At 42.2% G+C, this 21,043-nt stretch carries 16 protein-coding genes and 2 pseudogenes; 6 read left to right on the top strand and 12 right to left on the bottom strand.

From position 1 onward, the window contains the following. Positions 1–295 precede the first annotated feature (295 nt). The 6 genes from AC787_RS08730 to AC787_RS08700 all read right to left on the bottom strand — a co-directional run bounded on the left by AC787_RS08730 (position 296) and on the right by AC787_RS08700 (position 8,878). The gene (locus AC787_RS08730; RefSeq protein ID WP_054024421.1) at positions 296–1,018 is read right to left on the bottom strand and encodes a glycerophosphodiester phosphodiesterase; all 723 of its coding nucleotides are present in this window, start codon (positions 1,016–1,018) and stop codon (positions 296–298) included. A 44-nt stretch (positions 1,019–1,062) separates the two neighbouring features. After that, positions 1,063–1,791 carry an MgtC/SapB family protein gene (locus tag AC787_RS08725; protein ID WP_054024420.1) on the bottom strand — a complete coding sequence of 243 codons (729 nt, stop codon included), beginning with the start codon at positions 1,789–1,791 and terminating at the stop codon, positions 1,063–1,065. Positions 1,792–2,525: 734 nt separating this feature from the next. Next, entirely contained in the window at positions 2,526–4,562 is a 2,037-nt protein-coding gene (locus AC787_RS08715) for a GxGYxYP domain-containing protein (RefSeq protein ID WP_054024418.1), read from the bottom strand. A gap of 631 nt (positions 4,563–5,193) precedes the next feature. Further along, positions 5,194–6,333, bottom strand: coding sequence for a Ger(x)C family spore germination protein (locus AC787_RS08710; protein ID WP_054024417.1), 1,140 nt, complete (start codon positions 6,331–6,333; stop codon positions 5,194–5,196). After that, positions 6,330–7,778, bottom strand: a complete 1,449-nt coding sequence (locus tag AC787_RS08705) for a spore germination protein (protein WP_054024416.1) — start codon at positions 7,776–7,778, stop codon at positions 6,330–6,332. The genes AC787_RS08710 and AC787_RS08705 overlap by 4 nt, the downstream gene beginning before the upstream one ends. A 5-nt stretch (positions 7,779–7,783) precedes the next feature. Continuing rightward, positions 7,784–8,878, bottom strand: a complete 1,095-nt coding sequence (locus AC787_RS08700; protein ID WP_054024415.1) for a GerAB/ArcD/ProY family transporter — start codon at positions 8,876–8,878, stop codon at positions 7,784–7,786. Positions 8,879–8,986: 108 nt separating this feature from the next. Here AC787_RS08700 and AC787_RS08695 point away from each other — a divergent pair, with 108 nt between their 5' ends. Beyond that, entirely contained in the window at positions 8,987–9,196 is a 210-nt protein-coding gene (locus AC787_RS08695; protein WP_054024414.1) for a hypothetical protein, read from the top strand. Between the two features lie 449 nt (positions 9,197–9,645). After that, complete coding sequence (locus AC787_RS08690; protein ID WP_054024413.1) at positions 9,646–9,987, top strand: hypothetical protein; 342 nt, start codon at positions 9,646–9,648, stop codon at positions 9,985–9,987. 223 nt (positions 9,988–10,210) lie between these two features. On the opposite strand, the gene AC787_RS08685 is transcribed toward AC787_RS08690, so the two are convergent. Beyond that, the gene (locus tag AC787_RS08685; protein ID WP_054024412.1) at positions 10,211–10,426 is read right to left on the bottom strand and encodes a hypothetical protein; all 216 of its coding nucleotides are present in this window, start codon (positions 10,424–10,426) and stop codon (positions 10,211–10,213) included. A gap of 532 nt (positions 10,427–10,958) precedes the next feature. Here AC787_RS08685 and AC787_RS34710 point away from each other — a divergent pair. After that, positions 10,959–11,175: pseudogene (locus AC787_RS34710) on the top strand (ribonuclease J); the annotation flags it as partial. 167 nt (positions 11,176–11,342) lie between these two features. Next, a complete protein-coding gene (gene yjcZ, locus AC787_RS35040) occupies positions 11,343–11,432 on the top strand; it encodes a sporulation protein YjcZ (RefSeq protein ID WP_152970605.1) in 90 nt (29 codons plus the stop codon). 447 nt (positions 11,433–11,879) lie between these two features. Here the strand turns inward: yjcZ (AC787_RS35040) and AC787_RS08680 are convergent, their stop codons facing one another. Beyond that, the gene (locus AC787_RS08680) at positions 11,880–12,110 is read right to left on the bottom strand and encodes a hypothetical protein (protein ID WP_063847500.1); all 231 of its coding nucleotides are present in this window, start codon (positions 12,108–12,110) and stop codon (positions 11,880–11,882) included. Positions 12,111–12,288: 178 nt separating this feature from the next. Here AC787_RS08680 and yjcZ (AC787_RS35035) point away from each other — a divergent pair, with 178 nt between their 5' ends. Then, positions 12,289–12,378 carry a sporulation protein YjcZ gene (yjcZ, locus tag AC787_RS35035; RefSeq protein ID WP_152970604.1) on the top strand — a complete coding sequence of 30 codons (90 nt, stop codon included), beginning with the start codon at positions 12,289–12,291 and terminating at the stop codon, positions 12,376–12,378. A gap of 1,421 nt (positions 12,379–13,799) precedes the next feature. Next, entirely contained in the window at positions 13,800–14,180 is a 381-nt protein-coding gene (locus tag AC787_RS08675) for a winged helix-turn-helix transcriptional regulator (protein ID WP_054024411.1), read from the top strand. Between the two features lie 48 nt (positions 14,181–14,228). Here AC787_RS08675 and AC787_RS08670 read toward each other — a convergent pair whose 3' ends face one another. The 4 genes and pseudogenes from AC787_RS08670 to AC787_RS08660 form a co-directional block, all read right to left on the bottom strand. Continuing rightward, positions 14,229–15,347: an SDR family oxidoreductase gene (locus tag AC787_RS08670; RefSeq protein ID WP_414730974.1), complete on the bottom strand. Its 1,119-nt coding sequence runs from the start codon at positions 15,345–15,347 to the stop codon at positions 14,229–14,231. A 494-nt stretch (positions 15,348–15,841) separates the two neighbouring features. Continuing rightward, a pseudogene (locus AC787_RS33135) lies at positions 15,842–16,072 on the bottom strand (transposase); the annotation flags it as partial. A gap of 130 nt (positions 16,073–16,202) precedes the next feature. Continuing rightward, positions 16,203–18,458: a beta-glucosidase gene (locus AC787_RS08665; RefSeq protein WP_054026979.1), complete on the bottom strand. Its 2,256-nt coding sequence runs from the start codon at positions 18,456–18,458 to the stop codon at positions 16,203–16,205. Between the two features lie 48 nt (positions 18,459–18,506). Then, positions 18,507–21,020, bottom strand: a complete 2,514-nt coding sequence (locus AC787_RS08660) for a glycoside hydrolase family 3 N-terminal domain-containing protein (protein WP_082360679.1) — start codon at positions 21,018–21,020, stop codon at positions 18,507–18,509. Positions 21,021–21,043 lie beyond the last annotated feature (23 nt).

Genomic DNA, 21,043 nt, shown 5'->3' with positions numbered 1-21,043 from the left:
CTAACCTATCACCCTCTTATCAGAATATTGATTTTGTATTCTAAAACGATTGTATTAAGAAAATCTTGCTTATTAAACCATTATTTGTTATCAGAATGTAAATGTTTTGTTAAGATTCATTCACTCACTGGCATCATGGTAAACGAAAAAATTCACCCTCTTCCATATTAACTATGTGCGTTATTAAACAGATACACTCATTTCTGGAAGCGATACCATGATGAATAAAATAAAGTGCGCTTATCAAAGTAAGCGCTTTCTATGAACGGATTATATCAAACTTTTTTCCAATTGGCTACAGTTTATTTAATTCATTTTTAAGTGCTATTAGATCATTGGGTTCTCGGGTAGTAATGGCATCTACATGCATCCTAAGAAACCATTCCATAGCCGGCCGAAAGTTTACTGTATAAACCCATACCATCAAACCCGCAGCGTGCGCCCGAATCACTATAGGCGGAAGACAAGTAAAGCCATTCATGTTGAGCCCTACGTACCCTCCTTGCAGAGCTTCACTACATATAGCCTCCGCGAAGTCACCATATCGCTCCATTTGTTCCATTGATAAATCGTCTGGCGTATTCAGCATGACTTGAATATCCGGATATCGTACCGTAATGTTATCTGAACATCCCGTAATAAAAACCCGTTTTTGCGCTTCAAACTGGTAAATAAGTCTAACTGTCGGATCAATGGCATCTACCGATTTTATATCCAAATTCAATTTGATTCCAAGCGAATCCGAAAATTGGAGAACTTGTTCCAATGTCGCAATTTCATGATCTCTGTACATCGGATCGATCAGCGACCGGATGACCGGATTATTTAGTTGTTCGAAGGTATGAGTGTGAAGATAAGGTGAATCGTCATGCAGGAGGATGGCAATACCATCTCGGGATACGCGCACATCGACTTCTACGATATCTGCTCCCAATTGAATGCCTTCATCAAATGATGCCATGGTGTTATCAGGATAAACTCCACAACCCGTATGAGCCGCTACCAACGTGTTACACATACAATGTCTCCTCTTTCCATTCTTAAAATGAATCCGCTTTCAAATCACGCTGAAACGCCTTCGGTTTCCAAGCTGAGTACCCCATCCATATGAGCTAATGCTGCGATTGATACCTCATAGTTTTGTAATTTCTTTAATTTCAACTGAATGCGAATAGTTAAATGTCGATTGCTTTGTTGTTCCCCTTCTTCATCATTGTTTATCGTGAGCTTCTTGATTTGCATTCCGCTTTGATTCAAGTGCATCAAAACAAGATTAAGACCAGATGATGTTTTATCCATTTTTATTAACAACTCGCGTACTTTTTTCGTTCGAGAGAAAAGCTTCTCAACCTTGTTCAATAGAAACAAACTCACCACCACCAAGAAGGTCGCTATGACAGCGCCATAGTAAAATCCCGCCCCCGCAGAAAGACCAATTGCTGCCGATACCCACAAAGAGGCTGCCGTAGTCAATCCGGAAACACCAAATCCATTTCGCATGATGGTACCCGCACCGAGAAAACCGACGCCACTGATAACTTGCGCTGCCAACCGAGCCGGATCTAAACGAACATTCGGTTCTGCGGCGAAATCAGCAAATCCGTACATAGATAACAATACAATGACAGCAGAACCAAGACAAACCAAAATGTGAGTCCGGAAACCGGCGGAATGTCCGCCAAGCTCTCGTTCTAGACCAATCAAACCGCCAAGTACTAAAGCCAATAATAGTCTTAGCGTCATCTCAGTTAAACTAATTTGCCATACAGTCGGATCAAATTGGAGATCCATCGTGTTTCACTTCACCTCCTATGCACTGGTTTCGATACTAATTTTGAATAGCGACATATTATCCGATTGCTGGATAAATTGTATAACTTACACTACAAGATTTCTATATTTTTCACAACTGATTTTTCTCAAACGATCAGAAGCGTTTGAAATTCTGTTTCCTTCAGACGAACGATCTCGGTCAGCTATTCGGGGGAAGGTCGAAAATGATCTTCTTCTCAATCGACACTTTGAGAAAAAAGGCCACCTCAAGAGGCAGCCCGAACTCACGATGAGTCTGCATACGAATGAATGCCGCATTGGCCGAAACGTATTTACTTAATTACAATACGTCTTGCAGACAAAATTATGTCCAAGATTTTGTATACAAATTACATAATCAGTCAAGATTGCAGATTTATTCCGGCAGCCTTGTCCTTTTTATTGTTACGCTATAGTGTCCCGTTAGGGAAATGATTCAACAGAGTTTCTTACTTTTTTCTTCAATTTCAACGATGATATTAACGACAGATGCATCGTGATTTTTAATGCGGAGTGGTGCATAATAAAGCCTGACATAAAGGTAGCAGTTTGGCTTTCAGTTGGTTTTGATTTATCCATTTTGTAAATTTGATAAGCAAGATAGAGCATATAAAAATCATCCTACGATTATTGCTTAAAGGGCTGCCCCAAAGGTCTATAACCTTTTGTGACAGCCCTCACTATTTACTAAGAACATTAATTATTTCTCAAACTTATTTGGACAATCCATAGGCTTTTCTGACGAGTGAGAAATATTCATCAGCCTTAACGATTTGGTATTCTGGCCCAAGAGATTCAGTGATAGCTAAAACATCCGATGGTGTCATACTCCAAGCGTTGATCCCAATTGAAATAAACTTTGAAGATTTGCCATCCCAGTCTTTCTTTGCATCAGTCAATAAATTTTTACCGTCCTGAACAGTTGAGATGCCTCGCATCATAGATACCGGAAGGCTCCCATTCATGATTTTAATATTTTCTTTCTCTTCCCCTGCCAAGAAAAGACCTGGTAGTTTATAATTTTTCTCATACGCAGCTGCCGTCAAATCGCTAAGCGGAATGTCTTTTCCAAGTTCCCGATTCAACACATAAGGGTACGACATGCCGGTTTTCTTAAGATACGAATAAGATTGTTTCAGGTATTCCGTAAATGTCTCTTTCGGCCAGACATGCGGATTGAAGTAGCTCGCTCCAGATGGTCCTGCGACAAGCAGATCATTTTTCGTTGCAGTTGAACGGTAATGATTCAGAATGGCAGGAGCTGCATCATACAGCAGCGGGCTTGCGGTCCAGTTAATTGGCACTTTGCCTCGAGCGGGATCATCCCATAAGTTACGCATATGATTCTGGTCATATTGCAAGTTGTCACCTTCGCCAAAGGTATAGGTCACGTAAATTTTATTCTCCAGCTTAGAATCAACTCGTTTTGGTGTCGGTTCTTGTTTTACTTTTGTTCCTGAAAATACGCTCATGTTATGAAACCAGTCAGAAGGTAAAACATAAACACTATGACGAGACGTTAGTTCGAGACCAGCTACCTCCCCTTCGAAATCATTGTCGAACCACCCCAAATAAGGTGTCCCTGGCTTTACATCGGATAGAATCTTCTCGAAAAGCGCCTTTTCCTCCGGTACACTTGTTGACAGCCAGAAGACCATCGCTTTGTTTGCTACGGCATAATCTCGTAGAAAACCAAAAGGTTCCTTCTCCTCAGATGAAACTGGTTTAATATTGCTTGCAGATACTTTGTATTGGTTCCACATTTCAATAGATACTGTTAATTGCTTCGTATTTGCTGTAGGTTTAAATTCGTATACAAAGTAATTGCCGTGATCTACGAAGCGGTGATCGCTTCCAGGTAAAAATTTGGAGTTATGTCGGTCATAGAGAAAAGGTTCTTCCTCGGAGGTACCCGTTTTAAAATCTGAGATGACCTGTCCGTCTGCCTTCACAGTCACTTGATGAACTGCAGGCCCCCAGCCATCCTGAGGAAAGGCATCATCGAAGCGGAGATAGACAGCCTCTTTTCCCAAATATGAAGACAAATCAAATTCATATGTTTTCCGATTACTTGCATCACGAACTTGTTCCTTTTCGATAGCAATCGTTTGGAACAATTCAGAATTTCCTGGCGGGATCGGGATGGATGTGTTCGGACTCAATCCGACCAACATTCTTTGAGTCGTTTGGCTCCAGAGATTCTCATATTGCCAATTGTACGCATCCATACGATTCTTAAATTTGCCTTGTAAGTCTTCAAGTACCATCAGGTGATACGGTGCAGCAGTTAATTGTTGTGCAAGTTCAGGACTGGCGACAACGGCATCTTTTAGTCCTGCAAGTGTAGTTGCCACATTAATCGAATCCGGTATATTAGGATCATATACAATAATGCCTTTAATCTCTTTTGCATATTTCTTGAAAACATCCATTGCATTGTCATGTTGCTTATAAGGAACCTTTAAATCCTTAAGCCAAGGGTCAACTTTATTCTGAAGCACATAAATTCGTGGTTGTTTCCTGTTTATTATTCCTTCAAGGGTTGTCAAAAGCAATTTGATATCCCCTGATGCCTCATATACATTGGCAACATCCAAATGTTTAGCTTTACCGAAGTTTGGAAGCGCTTGCTTTTCAGGCCATTTTAAAGAATTATCTTCCGTTGAAGCATCATTAGCAGCAAATGCGCTGACTGATAACGCTATTGTACAGACTATGGTAATACACAAAACTGCTAACCTACGAATCATAATTTTCATTTCTCCTTTTAATTGTGATGTGATGTAACGGAACAATCAACGTTCTCTTCTCTTTCACTCCCTCCTTCATAAACATGTAAAACATGATTTATTTATATATTAAATATATTGTATATAAACTTCAATACCTTTGACAAACGTTCCTTGAATACGACATTTAATTACAATAAAACGACATTTTTTTCGAGATGACGATTGTTTTGTTGGTTTCCAATTTGAGATTGTTTCATTTTCGAATTCTAAATATGAAATCACACTATTTTCAAAAAAATATATTGAATATGATTATTTTGATTTATTTATAATTTTTTAGCGTCAGCCTCATGCAGTATGTGAAATAGTAATTCAAAACTCCAGCATCTTTCCATACCTCCTCCAGAAATAAGACTTGGCATTGGACGATTCGTTACAATATTTATGAAATTTTCCCTATTAAAAAATCCCCTCCAACGTACACATTCGCTCAAACGGTGAAGAGAAAAAGAGCTACCGACCATTGCGTTAACCTATAAATATAGACGATTCAATTAAACTAATAGTTCATTTTAACGAATCACTAGCATTGCTTATAAAGTAAAAAAGGCCGAAAGCACCTTAATGGGACTTCCAGCCTTTTTGACCATCAAGAAGTGAAATTCGTATGATCTATTCTCGTATGCACCTGCACGTCAAATTTGACTTCCGGATAGTACTCCTCCCAATTATCCTTCATTTTACGCCAATATTTTGGCTGCTTACGATGAATCATTTCTCCAATCCCAAGCATGTCAACCTTATTTTTCTTAGAAAATTGGATAAACCGATCGATCTCATGGGTAATACTTTCATTGAGCGATTTCTCCCAATCGGCTACCTCTTCCGGATCGATCTTCGTATCTGTGCATTGTACACTTGTTAAATTCAGATCCGCATAAATTTCTATTTTGACAACCGCTTTGAGCTGCTGGTCCACATGCGCATGTGTGACGCTGCGGTTATTAATGTTTTCAAATGTCAGCATCTCCTGCTTTGGCCCACACCCTACCACTTCGGATGAACCGTTCATATGGCCTGAAGCACGAAGGAAACCTTTCGTTTCCTTTACACCCAAGAAACCGACGAGACGATCGCCTTTAAAAGCAAAAAGTCCCTTCGTCTGAAGCAGTTGAAGTTTTTTGTCGACCTGATCGCTAACAATCTCTATCGACGGAATGCTGATGTCTTTGTACTGGTTAATTAATTCTTGATAGACATCAATGAAAGTAGTTTTATGGGTTAAGGCCGTCGTGTTCCCTCCTTCGGATAATCCCAATAGTGCTTGAGAAGAAATGGATACGTTTGGCATAGATACTTTTAACGCGTCATAGGCACTACCTTCCTTTATGTATACCAAAGTTGAATTGCGAAATTGTCTTAACCGCCGGATATCCTCTAACTGCTTATCAATTCCGCGCTTGGCTAGGTCTGCACTAAATATAATGGCCGACGTGTGGCCCCAAAGCAGCGTTCGGTCCGATTTCGATCTCATGAGACGGGCGGCCTCGAATAAGCTTCTGCCCTCCGTGGATAAAAAAAACGTTCGCTCCTGCATCCCCTTCGGCTGTTGCCCGCCAGTCGTCAGCCTCGCGATTTCAGCCGTTAATCTAATTGCTTCGTTCTCCCCTTCGTCAATCGCAATGGAATGGACGATATGGAGCTCGTTAAGCTCCATGCTGCCCTTGCAGCCCGTATTGACGAAGCAAACAACAATTACCGCGGCAGCAAGCCATTTTCTTACTTTCATCGTTGCTTGCCCGAGAATCGCCTGTTGTGGATCGAACGAAACAAGCCGGGCCGTTTATTGTTCATTGAATGCGGCCTGCGAACGATAATGTCCGTTAATTCTTCGAACTTAAATGGTGAAGCAGGCCCCAAATAAGGAATGCCGAAAGAGCGGAGCGAAGCGAGGTACGTCAAGAGCATAATGATCCCAACCATCATTCCGACATAACCTAGCAAGGATGCAAGCAGCGTCATTCCGAACTGAAGCATACGAATGACATAGTTAATGGCGGTAGGAGGCAGTGTGAACGTGCAAATTCCCGTTAAAGCAGCGACGATAACCATAATGGGAGATATGATTCCAGCTGCTACGGCTGCTTGCCCCAATATGAGGGCGCCCACGATGCTGACGGCTTGTCCGACCTGCTTCGGCATGCGGATGCCCGCTTCGCGCATTATTTCGAAAGCGATCATCATCATAAAGCTTTCCATCACCGCTGGAAAAGGAACAGGCTCTTTCGCCGATGCTATGCTCTGCAGCAACGTCGTCGGAACCAGCTCATGGTGAAACGTAACCGTAGCTACGTAAAAGGCAGGAAGGAGCATGCCAATCATTGCGCTGAAAAATCGAATTAGCCGCATCATAGAGCCGATATAGTAGTTCCAGGCATAGTCCTCGCTCACTTGGAACGCTTGCAAAAAAACGAAAGGCAGTAGCAGCACAAAAGGCGTTCCTTGCATAATGACCGCGATTCTGCCGTCAAGCAGTGCCCCGATAACCCGATCAGGCCTCTCCGTCGATTCAATTAGCGGAAACAAGGTCCCGCGGTTATCGGTAATCCACTCCTCCACGTAGTTGCTTTCCAGTATCATATCCGTCGGAATTTCACTGATTCTTAAGTGGACTTCCTTTAAAATTTCCGGATTTGTAATTCCGCCAACGGACAGAATGATGAGGTTTGTTTTACTCAATTGACCTACCTTGCGGTATTCAACCTTTAAGATGGGAGACGGAAAATGATAGCGGACCAAAGCGAGATTATTGGTCAAAGACTCTGTAAATCCGCTTCTTGGACCTTTCACTACCGCTTCCGATACCGGTTCATCCACGCTTCGCAGCTGGATTCCGAGCGTATTGATGGGTATGCCATATTCTTTTTCATCAAATAGCAGTACCGACATGCCAGCCGCAAGACAATCCGCAGCGTCCTCGATCGTGTAGACCTTCTCGTCCAATCGGAAAGCAGTCAGCAGATTGTCATCTTCTTTATATTGTACCAGCATAAGATCAAGCTTCCTGGTATCTGTCATTTCATTTAGATAACAGACCGTAACGGACTGGTTCTGGCTATAGGAGGAATGGACCATAACCAGGTCATCCGTCGCTTGCATGTATTCCTTTAGCAATCGTTTGTTATCGGAAACGCTGCCCGTGAGCTTTGTTTTGTTGTTACTGTTGTTGTCCATAGCATTCACCTGCTTTTTGTCATATTCTCTTTGATTAACGCGATAAACAGCAGCAAGGTTGGAATGCACAGCTGAAACATAACAAAATACCAAGCCTGGCTGTCATAAAAGGCAGATAGCTCGATCAATCCCCATACTTTGAACTTGGAGACGATAACAAAACCAACGGCTAGCGGAATAATGAACATGTGAGGCTTGCGGAGCCGCAGCAATTCCGAAAGACCGCGGTGCGCGGACCAGAAGTATACTGTTATTTTGATAAACGAGCTCATCACCCAAACGACTACGAGCGCGGCATCAAACCGTTCAATGTTGCGGAACAGCTTTATATTTTGAATGAGGCTTATGCTCGGGTAAGTAAAGGTTGCCGTCGTCTGGCCGCCAAACAGCATCGTGCACGACAAGACCGACATCAAGAGCAGCAGCAAGGTAATACCCACGGCGCTCATGGCATAAGCAGTTGTGTGCTTCGTCTTGCGAACATGCTGCAGGACCATGGATATGAACATCAAATCACCAAACCAGGACATGGAGAGCATAAGCCCCCTGAGCGGCTGAGTCAGACCGTTCTCCAGGACTGGAAGCAAATATTCGGGGTGAAATTGGTTGATTAGCAACACGTAGATCAACAAGAAGGTGGTCACCGTAACAAAAAATATAATTTCCGATACGCGCGCAAACACTTCAAGGCCATGATAAACCGCGTACGCACACATGATAGCGCCGGCAGACAAATACCAGATCTGCGGAATGACAGGATTTAAAGCGATAATAAAAAACTGGGAAAACTCGCGCAAAACCCAAGATGTTGCGTCAATGAAATAGCAGATAAATAAAAAGGCCAGACCGCTTCCAATCCAAGGACCGAGCAGATGCGTACAGATCGAAATGATATTTTTATTCGGGTAAATTTGATTGAGCTTCAAAAAAACGAACAAATTAATGAGCCCCATTATTCCTCCCACAACTGCCAAGTACCAGGAGTTTCGATCAGCATAACGGGCAAAGGTTGCAGGGGCGTAAAGACTTGAGGTTCCGATCGTTGAAATGACGATTAAGGCCATCATTTGAAAGTTGCTTATCATGATACGGCGTTCCATATTGTACCTCCCTTACCGATTCATTCATTATGCGCAGCAATTGGCAATCTATGCGTGGCATAATCGGGTCTCGCATAAGGAATAATAGCTCAGGAGGTGAGATATCGATTGAAAGCTTATATCATCGCATCTACTTTTTCAGCCATATGGCTCATTATGGTGTATATGTTCTTGTCAGACTACTATTGGTACCAAAGGATAGCGGCCGGGACATGGGGATTTATACTTGTGAATTCCATTACGCTGTTTCCCGTACTGCTCTGTTTGTTTATTGCTGATCGGCTTCAACCTGTCGCGAAACCGGTAGATTCGCAATAAATTGATGTTATACGTTATTCGTTATCAAGCAAATCTCTCAGCACCTCTTCATTCAAACTAAACTGCTCCCCTTACGGTAGACAGGTGAAATAATAAAACCTGCAACTGTAAGGGGAGCTTTTCATGTCTAGAGTAAAACATAGTTCTTTGGAGAAACTCACTATTTTCGAAGAAGTAACAAGAGGACAAATTGGGTTTATGGTTGCAGCGAAGACCATTCTTTAGCACTTGTTTCAAAATAAAACTGATCTTGATTTGTATATCGTTGTTTTCCAAACGACTGCACCGTTGTATGTACAAAAGGAAACCAAGTAATTGTCATGGGTTCTCCCGAACGAAATGGAGTTCAAGTCTTGACCGTTAAAACAGTTGCACTTCAGACAAGTGTTAGTGTATTTTCTTTTGTTATTAGGTAACCATTTAATTAAATTCAACTAAGAGGTGATGGTATGAAAGTTAAGTTGCTTAAGTTAGTGTTACTCTGTTCATGCTTAGTTTTAATTTCAACAGGATTCAGTTATAAAGATGATGTTGATAAACATCAAAAATTAAATAAAACAATGGGTTCCTTGCAAGAGTATGTTACTGTAATCTTAAACAATGAAATAAACTCTGCCATAAATAATAAATATGGTACAGATTTTTTATTTCATCCGGAAATGGTTTGTGAAACTAGAGGGAAAGAAATTGCAATATCAGGAATTCTTAATCAAAATAATGAAAGTAAAAGAATAAAAATTACATTAGTTAAAAAAGATTCTTTGTATGAAGTAAAAAATATTTTGGAATAAATCATCGTGTCGAATCATTGAGACGATCTTCCTTGTGTTAAGGAAAATACCTGCTCATCAAGTTAAAATTTTCGAATACCCCCAAAACGAAAAATGCTATTCTTTATTAACCAAAAAATATCTTTTTTTCGTTTTGGGAACTGATAACATACACTGTTGTTTTAGTGATGAAATTACCTCGAACAACTGCCGAAGTTATCCTAAATCGATTTCATCCCTTGTTTCACTCATTAGTATCCCCTTCTATATGCCTCGCCAAGAACCCGTCCAGAATCTCTGCCATTGGCCCGTTTTCCAATGGTCCTTTTAGCTCGTTCCTAACCAGCAGCAAAGCAGCTGCAGGAGGCATATGAATCTTCCGTAGCGCTTCGATCAGAGTATTCTCTTCATCACTTAGTCGTTTTATGTACTGTAGCTCTATCGGTTCAGGTATGATCACCAGTTTCACTCACTTTCAAGGGGTGGTATTTGTCCTTCCAAGCACACGCCGTCATCAAATACTAAATTATCCCGTTTGGGCCATATTCTTGTCACTCGTCCTGGCAAATTACAAGGAATTGCTGTCATACATTCCCCTTCATCCAATAGAATGTAGCCGGTATCTTCAGTATTAGCTAATGTGATCGCTATTAACCTAAGCGGACGTTGAAGAATGGTTGGCCCGCGTTCAATTGAGCATCAACATGGAGAGTTATCGATTCCATAGAATTCTGAAATAACTCGTCTAAAAAATCTGAAACCGTTATTTATTTTTCACTTCTTATTTGAGCAAGCCCCAATATGTCCGTTTTGACAAAGGCAGTCCGCTGTTTAGTATTGATTGTTATTAGCTTATTTGAATTTATCATGATGTTTTCGGCTATTCCTGTATCTGCAGAGAGTTTTGATCGTTCGAATAACAGAATTGACCCTCTCTTCAGATCCTTTTCGCTACGTACATAAAACCCTGTATTACTTGTATACAGGGTTTTATTTATTACGCTGACGATATTATCGTCATAGATTGCGGTTCGAAATTTCCTGATGAAAGCCTTTTAGGGATAGATCTTATTGTCCCAGACATTTCCCATTTATTGGACGCGTTTGACTCTAGGCTTAATTAAAGGAAAATTGAAAGAACACCGCCTCAAAAATACCATCCTTCATGAAATTCAGTCAGACTCTTCCATCGATTTCGGAAATCTGAAGCCCATGTAATTAAATATTCATTCAACATTGTCTCAGTAAATCATTCACACTTATTGTCCTATCCTTTTATATAAGGCTAGTATCATACCGGAACAAACATCCAATCACTAAATTCTATCAATTCATACTCTACATGGTAGTCAAAACACAGGGAGGTGAATTGAATAATGCACAATAACCTTGGTACGATTCTGGTGCTTTTCATTTTATTAGTGATTATCGCTTGTAGTTGCAACCGTGACCGTAGCAATTACTAGCCTATAGATGTAATCTGTGTACGCCAACTTTTATAATTCTCTAAGACTTAAAGAGGTAAATTGAATAATGTCCAATAACCTTGGTACGATTCTGGTGCTTTTCACTCTATTAGTAATCATCGCTTGTAGTTGTGGCATCTTCGGCCGCGACGAGAGACGCGATGTGAGACGGGAAGATAGACGCGAAGAAAGACGAGAAGAAATACACTTTATACTACCCTTTTTTATTTAATTGCGTAACCTCAGTTCGTTAATTCCTAAAATAACATTAATGAGAAGGCCCATTCTATGGGCCTTCTTTTTCCAATGAAACTTAATATTCGAAGATGTCCGTCCCTGGATTAACTGCGATTCAAGCTCTCGAAGTAATCGTTCGGCATCCGTAGATGTGCCTTCCCCGTTAAGAACTCTATAGCGAAACTCGTCGTCTACCGGATCCCACAAGGTCTATTCTCCATTTCTATATTCGTTGCAATACCCCTCGTTAAAAGCGAGAGCGGGGATACAAAACGTTTCATCGTCTCCGTTTGATTTAATAATTTCATCCGTTACCCCAACAGCATTGAGTTTCGAACGTTTTTCATCGTTGTTCGCCACGAGAATATAGCAGTCTTCCCCACCCTGACTTTCGACCACCTCAAGGTTGTTTTGCACATTCAAAACCTCTTGTTTCTTCATTAATAATTCCTCCCATGTATTTCTGTATTCATTCAACATTGTCTCAGTAAATCGTTCGCACTTATTGTCCTATCCTTTTATATAAGGCTAGTATCATACCAGAACAAACATCCAATCACTAAATACTATCAATACATATTCTACATGGTAGTTAAAACACGGGGAGGTGAATTGAATAATGCACAATAACATTGGTACGATTCTGGTGCTTTTCATTTTATTAGTGATTATCGCTTGTAGTTGCAACCGCGACCGTAGCAATTACTAGTCTATAGACGTAATCTGTGTACGCCAACTTTTATAATTCTCTATGACTTAAAGAGGTAAATTGAATAATGCACAATAACCTTGGTACGATTCTGGTGCTTTTCATTCTATTAGTAATCATCGCTTGTAGTTGTGGCTTCTTCGGCCGCGACGAGAGACGTGACGAGAAAAGCTGCTTCCACAGCATCAACAATCTCTATTAATTGCGTAACCTCCTTTCGTTAACTCATAAAATCGCATAAATGAGAAGGCCCATTCTATGGGCTTTCTTTTTATTCAAGAATATTTCTTAACGACCATCGAGCATAATATCCCTCGGAGGTGAGCTACGCCATGAAATGTGTATATTGTGAACACTTGAAGCAATTAAAAGGAAGAAAACATAATTGATACATATGTTCTATCGTTAAAGCCCGTTAACAGTTTATAAAAAAACAATTTAAATTCAGAGGAGCCATTACTAAAATAACCGTACACAACCATATCCCTCCCATGTTGTTGAATATTCAGCTAATTTTGTTAATCGCTCGCCCTTACCGCAAGTCATTTATAAAACCCTATAGCTACCAATTAGTAGCATTACTTACAACACTATAGGACGAATGCACAGGCAAGATACCTTCCTTAGACATAAAATAATCTAATATCATAAATTTCAGGAGGTCTTGACGTTTATCATGAAGAAGAAATCAAAGAAATTAAAATCATACATTCCCTTGCATGGTAATCTTATTAATAGCTCATTTAATGAGCTTGAGCTTCTGGAAACCCATCCAAATAAGAAATTAAAGTCTTTGCTCCACCAGATGTATTCTTACTTACCATCTGAATCCTCTATAAAAAAATGACATGATCTTCAATGTTTAACTTACCTGAATAAAACGATCACCGGACATAATATCCCAGGAGGTGATCTCCCTATAAAATGTGTATATTGTGAAAACTTGAAGCAAGTAAAAGGAAGAAAACATAAATGCTACATTTGCACCATTCTTAAGGTCCGTTAACAGGTTATCAAATAACAATTTTAACTATCGGACCTGTGCCTAAAAATATAGGTCCTGTTGTAATTCAATCTTCAGTCGGTGTTCAGAATAAGGATTGTGTGCCCGTCTTCTTTATCGCTCGTACAGCGTGTCCATGATAATCTGCATATCATTTGTTTCTTGGTTACTAAAATACCCCTTCTATTTGAGTGCTTCTGATGAGAAAATCATCTTGTAACTATTGAACTAACCGGTAACGTTAGTTGAACAAAAAGGGAGCAGCGTGGCAGCTGCTCTCTTTTTTTATTATGCTAACCTGCAGGATAGCATAATATTTTGGTTGTAGTTATAATGTTTAATAGGGTCATTTAATTGCTCAAATTCATCAGGAGTTACCAATGACCGGTGTCGAAATATTCGAAATGGGGCAAGTTGTGTGAAAAAGAGTGAAAAAATTTACAATACTGCAGTAGAGGCAACTTTAGAGGTAATTGGTGGCAAATGGAAACCTGTTATTCTCTTTCATCTGACATTTGGTAAGAAACGTAATAATGAATTTAAGAGCTTGATTCCCGCAATTACTCAAAAGATGTTAACGCAGCACCTTCGGGAGCTTGAAGAAGAGGGCGTCATCTTACGTATTTCCTATAATCAGGTACCACCTAGAGTTGAGTATGAGTTGACAGACTACGGCTGGAGTCTAAAGGAACTCCTACATCTGATGTGCCGTTGGGGGGATTCGCATATAGAGAGAAAGTACGAGGGAAATGCTACCGTTCTGGTTAATCCAATGCTTACAGACATAAATAACAGTTAAGAAACCGACCCAATATACAAGGTCGGCTTTCTTATTTTATATGGTAGTTTACGGGATGACTTTACGCTTGCGGAAGTCGTTGAAGATGTTCATAAACATTAGTTCGGTATCGACGAATTCGTGAAAGCCTAAACGACGAGCCTTAGTTCCATCGGCAAAAAAATCGTAATCCCATGCAAACACGAAATCGCCGAATTGCCAAGACGATACATCTTTATAGGAATTCCGAGCGAGCCCATGCTTCTCAACCATTTTGTTCCAAAGTTGCTCCTTGTCCGCCATGACAACGTCCAGAGACATCTGCAATGGAGGCGCTGTTTCCATGTCAAAGTATTGAGCGATCTTCGGCCATAACTCATTCCAACGGAACAGATCGCCGTTCGTAATGTTGAATGCCTGATTCGCACAGCGCTCGTCGGTCGCCGCCCATACTGTTGCCTTTGCGAGAAGCCCAGCGTCTGTCATCTCCAAGAGGCTGTTGTATGCTCCCGACTTACCTGGAAACCGCAAAGGTATTCCAAGTTCCTTCGAAATTGAAGCGTAAATTGCTATGACCATTGCGAGGTTCATCGGATTTCCAAGCGAGAAGCCGCAGACTACAGAAGGACGGAGTGCCGACCAAGTCCAAGCCTTACCTTTTTGCCGTTGTTCTAAGAAATTTTGCTGATCAATATTGAACTCAGGTGGCATGTGGTTGGCGTCTGTCTCACGAGCAGGAGTTTTGAACGGGCCGAGATGTGCGCCGTATACCTTGTATCCCTGCATCAGACTGACATGTTTCAAGTCCGTCGCGATTGGTTCGATCACTTCTATGATGTTCACTAACATGGCGAGATTCGGTGGAACAAGTTCAGCCCAAGTTGGACGGTCTTGGTACGCAGCATAAAAAATGTGTGTTACCTCTTTTAAATCGCTTAACTTCTCGTGAAGCTCGTTTATATTGAGTAGATCCGCAGCCACATATCGAACATGTTTGCTAGATTCTCCACCGCGACGCGATACGCCGATCACGTCCCAATCAGGGAGAGTGATGAGGTGATCGATGAGGTTGCGACCTATAACACCATTTGCACCCACGACTAAGGCAACTTTGCGTGTTGTAGTAGATTCAATATTCAAGTGTTTCAGCTCCTTCTGTACTATTCTTTGTATAACATTATTTTGCATCAAATAACCATACATAGGAAGTACGCACTTTAATGTGACATAAGCACTTTAAAGTAATCAAGGTATATTCAGACGAAAAGAATTGAGGTAAATACGAGTTTTATGATGCGATCGACAAATTCGCTATTGTTTATCAAAGCGTGCACTGTTGGTGTAGTAAAGGAACCGTCACTTATAGAAATTATGGAGGACAATCCGATAAACGTATCATGACAGAACTTATTATAGAATAATAATCCCAAACAGAATCACACAAATTCACTTTAGTTGGGGTGAAATACAAGAAATTAACAACAAAAAATCATCTTATAAGAATAATGAGGTTCTATTTTTCTAAAAAAAACCACCCCGAAGGGTGGTCCGTACTAATGATGAGCACTATAGGATTTGGATAGGAGTGGAGAGTCCTGTCCTAAACCTGTAGCTTTTAGAGTAACGTACTTTCATACCGTGCCTGATGCCAACCGTGCCGCTTTCAACAGCATTCAAAACCACTATTTCTTCATAGGAATGCTCCCTCTATGAAGAATCAGTTTATTACATAATGCAATGAGGGTTTGCATCTTTTTCAATGGATTTACCAGTCTTTTCGTGTATTAATCGTGCAGAGTTCGAAAGGCCTCATTTTTAGCGACTAATGGCATTATTACTCTAAAGAGTAAGGCACGAAGTCGTTTACGGCCTCGCTTGGTTATCTTCGACTGTCCGGTATATGTGCCAGATGATTTAGTGTTTTTCATGCGATATCTGCAGGCTTGGCTTTTAAAACTCTGCTTTTACCTCTTTATTTGTTGGAAACAACATACCAACTATCCCGAGCAATTAATGTTTAGTTCCAGATCATTATTCAATAATTTAAGCTTGATTGATCTTCTGCAATAGTTCTTCCAAATGCTGCTCAGAGAATAATCCCTGACTAAACCAGACTAATCCACGTGCAGGCGCACCTTTGAGCAAACTCATCACATACTCTGCACTTCTTCCTTTCACTACGTTTTCTAGCGGATTTCGCTCTATGATTTCAGCCAATAATGCTTTACCTTTAGGATCGTCGAGTATATTACCAAGGGTCGTATCACGGGTAAAGAGCCGCTTCCATGTCGATGTGGAGGTGACGTGAACAGTCCCCTGAAGGACCAATTCCTGCGACGATTTACCAATCAAAATTTCGAATTGTCCCGTTTCAACGTGCCAATCCTTCAACTCTACATTGTAATACGCGAAAGAGCGCTTATCGAGCTCAAAACGAACTGTTATTCCCTCACCAGGCTCTAGATGAACCTTGTCAAAACCCTTTAGTTCTTTATCTGGACGAATAATGGAACTAACCGTATCACGAACATAAAGCTGGATGATTTCTTGGCCTCCGCGATCACCTGTATTTTTCACCTTCACGCTCACATGCAGCTTCTCGTTGTCCAGCATTTCGCTCTTCGAAAGGATTAAATCCGAGTAGCCGAAAGTCGTATAGCTCAGCCCGTAGCCGAATGGGAAGAGCGGGGCAATATCCTTCGTATCGTAGTAGCGATAACCGACCATAAGCCCTTCCTTATATTCTACGCGGTCTCCTTCGCCTGGGAAGTTCGGATGGGATGGGTTTTGCTTCAAGCTCATCGGGAAGGTCTCAGCCAGCTTTCCGCTCGGATTGGCATCGCCGAACAATAAGTCCGACACCGCTCCACCAATCGCCTGTCCGCCCAAATAGGCTTCCAGTACTGCTTTTACGTTGCTAAGCCAAGGCATTTCTATTGGTGCTCCGTTGCTCAATACGACGATGATATTCTGCTGAACTTCCGAAATAGCCTTGATCAACGCCTCTTGGTTAGAAGGCATACGCAAATGCGTACGATCATAGCTTTCCGACTCGTAGCTATCAGGGAGCCCTACGAATAGGATTGCGGCTTTTGCACCGATCGCAGCGGCCTTCGCTTGTTCAACCAAATCTGCATCGATTTCGTCTTCAGTACCCTTATATCCCTGCGCGTAGACAATCTCTACTTTGTTGCCAGCCGACTTCGCGATTTCCTCGCTGATATCTTCGATACGCGTTGGATTGACATTAGAGCTACCCGCGCCTTGGAATCTAGGCGATTGTGCCATTTCTCCGATTACTGCAAACTTGCCTTCCTTTATCAGAGGGAGAATGCCGCCTTCATTCTTGAGTAATACCATACTTTCACAAGCAATTTCTCTAGCTAGACGATGATGGGCTTCTGTATCATAGGCTGCGCTTGACTGCTTGTTGTCCGCTACCTTGAAAATGATGTTCAACAGACGCTCAACAGACTCATTCAGCTTGTCCTCCGAAAGTCGGCCGCTTTTCACAGCGTCTAAGATCGCAGGAGTGCCTCTGTCGTAAGGCATTTCGAGTTCCAAACCGGCTTCAACGCCTTTGTCGCGCTGATTCACAGCTCCCCAGTCCGAAACGACGAACCCTTTATGGCCCCATTCTTTCTTCAAAATATCGGTAAGCAAATATTCGTGTTCCGAGGCATACTCGCCATTCACTTTGTTATATGCGCACATTACCGTCCATGGCTGCGATTTCTTAACAGCAAGTTCGAAGCTGGCTAAATAAATTTCTCGCAGCGTCCGTTCATCGACGATCGTATCCACGCTCATCCGATGGTGCTCCTGATTATTGGCCGCAAAATGTTTCAGTGAAGTGCCCACTCCTTGGCTTTGCACGCCTTGAATATAATGCGCAGCCATTTCAGATGATAACAAAGGATCCTCAGAAAAATATTCAAAGTTTCTTCCGCACAACGGAGATCGCTTGATGTTCACACCAGGACCTAACAAAATGCCAACGTCCTCCGCTTGACACTCTTCGCCAAGCGCAACCCCCATTCTTTCAATTAACTTCCGATTCCATGAGCTTGCCAGGCCGGCTGCCGTCGGGAAGCAAGTAGCTGGCACACTCTTATTCAAACCAAGATGGTCTACTCCCTCCCTCTGAACGCGTAAACCATGCGGGCCGTCCGACATCCATATGGAAGGTATGCCCAGCCGTTCGATTGCTTTCGTAGTAAAGAAATCCGCACCACCTAATAAGCTTACCTTTTCCTCAAGAGTCATTTGAGCGATGAGTTGTGTGATATTACGTTGCAATGCAAACATCTCATTTTTCCTCCAAATTAGTTCAATGTTATTCTCCACCTATAAAAGCTCAAAATTAGCTTCGTTCACCACTCGAGAGCTCGGTCCCACATAGACCTTGAAGCCACCTGCTTCGGCTTCATAAAGGCGGTTTGACGTGTAGAACTTCAAATCCACTTCCGTAATGGCAAACCGGACTTCCCGGCTTTCTCCCGGCTTCAAATCGATTTTCTCAAAGCGCTTCAGCTCTTTCACAGGCCGCACAGTGCTTCCATACAGATCCTGGATGTAAAGCTGAACGATTTCTTCGCCAGCATAATCCCCTGTGTTGGTCACGATGACGCTTATGTTCAGCTTTTCAGTCCGAGATAATTGAACTTTGTCCAGTTGGATATCTGAATAGGTGAAGGTTGTATAGCTAAGTCCATATCCGAAAGGATATAGGGGTTCATTGGGCGTATCTAAATATTTTGAAACGAATTTCCGTTCTTGATTGACTTCGTTAAGAGGCCTTCCTGTGTTGAAGTGATTGTAATACAGAGGTGCCTGACCCACCCTATAAGGGAAGCACATGGTCAGCTTTCCGGATGGGTTGTAATCACCGAGCAATACGTCCGCAATGGCGTTGCCCGCTTGTGAACCTAAGAACCAAGATTCGACGATCGCGTCCACATGACGATCAAACCAATCCAAGACAAGCGGTCTGCCGTTGGTGAGCACCACAATCGTAGGTTTGCCCAGTGTCACGATCGCTTCGGCCAGTTGCTGCTGAATATCAGGAAGCGTAATATCCGCGCGTGAAGCCGCTTCCCCGGACATATGGCTGTCCTCGCCTAGAGCGAGTATAACCACATCAGCATGCTGCGCTAAAGCAACTGCTCTATCCATACCGCCTTCTATGATGCTATTTACCCCGCACCCTTCAGTGTACAATAAATTCCCCGGATCGATTCCTTTGTCCATAAGGCCTTGCAGCAGCGTAACTGTATCATTGCCGTACCTAGAAAATTGCCAAGGTCCAAGCAAATCTTTACTGCCGGCAAACGGTCCGATGACGGCTATTTTCTTCTTCCCTGTGAGCGGAAGCACACCGTTATTTTTCAAAAGCACAATGGATTTCTGGGCAAGCTCACGGCTCTTTTTCAAGTGATCTGTATGGAAATGATATTCAATTTCTTTTTCCGGTCTAATGTAGCGGTAAGGATCATCCATGATGCCGATTTTGAATTTATAAGTTAAAATACGCCGAACAGCATCATCCAATTGTGCTTCCTTCACGACACCTTCCTCGATAAGCCGAGGGAGCCGATCGTAGTACAGTCTCGTTACCATCTCAATGTCCATCGTAGCGTCAATGGCCATTTTGGCGGCCGCCGAGTGATCCTTAGCGACGCCATGAATATGGATTTCGTCGATCGAGCCATAGTCGGAGATAAGCATGCCATCAAAGCCCAGCTCATCCCTTAATAAATCTTTCAGTAAATGAGAACTACCAGCCACCGGAACTCCTTGATAAGTGTTGAATGCATTCATCACCGATCCAGCACCTGCCTCTAGTCCTGCTAGAAATGGAGGCAAATATACGTTGCGTAAGGTGCCTTCAGAAATATCAACCGTATTGTAATCTCTCCCGCCCTCAGCTGCCCCATATGCGATGAAATGCTTCAAACAAGCGATCAACGTCTCTTCACTGAATAAGGTGTCACCCTGAAATCCTTCGACTTGGGCTTTTGCGATGAGCGAGCCTAGATAAGGATCTTCACCCGCTCCTTCCACCACTCGTCCCCAGCGGGCATCCCGGGTCACATCCACCATCGGACCGTGATTATAGGTGATTCCGGAAGCGGTCGCTTCTTTGGCTGCAATGGAACATGCGTTTTTGATCGCTTCTAGATCCCAACTGCAGGACCATCCGAGCGGTACCGGAAATATTGTCTGATGACCGTGAATAATATCAGCGTTAAATAACAGTGGAATCTTGTGCGGTGATTGTTCAACAGCAATTTTTTGCAGCGCGAACACTCGGCTGCTGTCAAAAGCACCTAGGATCGAGCCAACCTTTCCTTCAGCCACCAACTGCTCGGGAGGCGCAGACTCTACATACGCGCCGAACGAGAAGTTCGAAGCGGTGCGTTGACTCATTTGGCCGAGTTTATCCTGAATACTCATTTTTCCAAGTAAGAGTTCGATTTCCTCATGAATTTCTTCATCGGTTCGAGGTAGAATACCTTCTTTCCGATACGGCGCAACGATTGCTATCAATTCTTCCGTGAAGGTGGATCCCCTTCCTCTTTCACCTTGAACTTCCTTTTCCCCAAAGAAAGGCAGCTTCAACTTTCCAGTAAACGTATCTTCTGCAAACAACAGCTCTATGATGATCGGTTCCGGAGAGAATTTAGTCTTTCCAACCGCTCTCAGACGATCTCCTTCAGCTTTAACTTCAACGATATCAATAGGCACTGAATACGGCGCTATACTCATGGCGAGTGTAAGGCCATCTTTCTCTTCCACATAAAAAACGATTTTCAAATTTAATTGATCCGTGATCACATTACAGTTCCATATGCCAATCATTTCATTGTCCTCCCCAAGTATCC

It is taken from the genome of Bacillus sp. FJAT-28004 (assembly GCF_001280845.1).
In the GTDB taxonomy this organism is placed as follows: domain Bacteria; phylum Bacillota; class Bacilli; order Paenibacillales; family Paenibacillaceae; genus Pristimantibacillus.
Note: the sequence above shows the minus strand (reverse complement) of the source record. Positions and strands in the feature narration are given on the sequence as shown.

Excerpts from the sequence above, each read along its gene's own strand:
- yjcZ (WP_152970605.1), top strand. The coding sequence starts at position 11,343 with ATGCACAATAACCTTGGTACGATTCTGGTGCTTTTCATTTTATTAGTG.
- AC787_RS08730 (WP_054024421.1), bottom strand. The coding sequence starts at position 1,018 with ATGTGTAACACGTTGGTAGCGGCTCATACGGGTTGTGGAGTTTATCCT.
- AC787_RS08690 (WP_054024413.1), top strand. The coding sequence starts at position 9,646 with ATGAAAGTTAAGTTGCTTAAGTTAGTGTTACTCTGTTCATGCTTAGTT.
- AC787_RS08710 (WP_054024417.1), bottom strand. The coding sequence starts at position 6,333 with ATGAAAGTAAGAAAATGGCTTGCTGCCGCGGTAATTGTTGTTTGCTTC.
- AC787_RS08660 (WP_082360679.1), bottom strand. The coding sequence starts at position 21,020 with ATGATTGGCATATGGAACTGTAATGTGATCACGGATCAATTAAATTTG.
- AC787_RS08700 (WP_054024415.1), bottom strand. The coding sequence starts at position 8,878 with ATGGAACGCCGTATCATGATAAGCAACTTTCAAATGATGGCCTTAATC.
- AC787_RS08725 (WP_054024420.1), bottom strand. The coding sequence starts at position 1,791 with ATGGATCTCCAATTTGATCCGACTGTATGGCAAATTAGTTTAACTGAG.
- AC787_RS08705 (WP_054024416.1), bottom strand. The coding sequence starts at position 7,778 with ATGGACAACAACAGTAACAACAAAACAAAGCTCACGGGCAGCGTTTCC.
- AC787_RS08715 (WP_054024418.1), bottom strand. The coding sequence starts at position 4,562 with ATGATTCGTAGGTTAGCAGTTTTGTGTATTACCATAGTCTGTACAATA.
- yjcZ (WP_152970604.1), top strand. The coding sequence starts at position 12,289 with ATGCACAATAACATTGGTACGATTCTGGTGCTTTTCATTTTATTAGTG.
- AC787_RS08680 (WP_063847500.1), bottom strand. The coding sequence starts at position 12,110 with ATGAAGAAACAAGAGGTTTTGAATGTGCAAAACAACCTTGAGGTGGTC.
- AC787_RS08670 (WP_414730974.1), bottom strand. The coding sequence starts at position 15,347 with ATGCAAAATAATGTTATACAAAGAATAGTACAGAAGGAGCTGAAACAC.